General features: G+C 63.2%; 1 pseudogene. It reads left to right on the top strand.

What is annotated here, in order from left to right:
• Nucleotides 1-104: 104 nt before the first annotated feature.
• Nucleotides 105-416, top strand: a pseudogene (locus tag AB4Z35_RS30785) (hypothetical protein); the annotation flags it as partial.

Raw genomic sequence — 416 nt, 5'->3', positions numbered from 1 at the left:
GCGTGACCCTCAGCGCGCATTTTCCGACAGATCATTAGAATGGGCCTCCGGCAACTTGCCTGTCCTATTCGCTTCCACTCCCATCCAGGAAGGATCTGTCCCCGATGAAATCCCTCGCCTTTGCCCCCAAGGCCGCCCGCCGGCTGGTTCGCGCCGCGCTGGCCGGCTTGATGTTTGCCAGTCTTGCCGCCACGGCCGCGCCCGCGCAGGTCAAGGAGCAGGTGCCCGGCTTCTATCGCCAGCAGGTTGGCGACGTGGTCGTCACCGCCCTCTATGACGGTTATGTCGATCTCGGCAGCAAGCTCCTCAAGGGCATGCAGGCCAAGGATCTCCAGTCGCTGATGGCGCGCATGTTCGTGGTCGACAAGAACGGCGTGCAGACTGCCGTCAACGGCTTCCTGGTGCATACGCAGGAC

Source organism: Pseudomonas sp. KB_15, from assembly GCF_052114525.1.
Classification (GTDB): domain Bacteria; phylum Pseudomonadota; class Gammaproteobacteria; order Pseudomonadales; family Pseudomonadaceae; genus Aquipseudomonas.
This window is presented reverse-complemented; position numbering and strand designations above follow the sequence as displayed.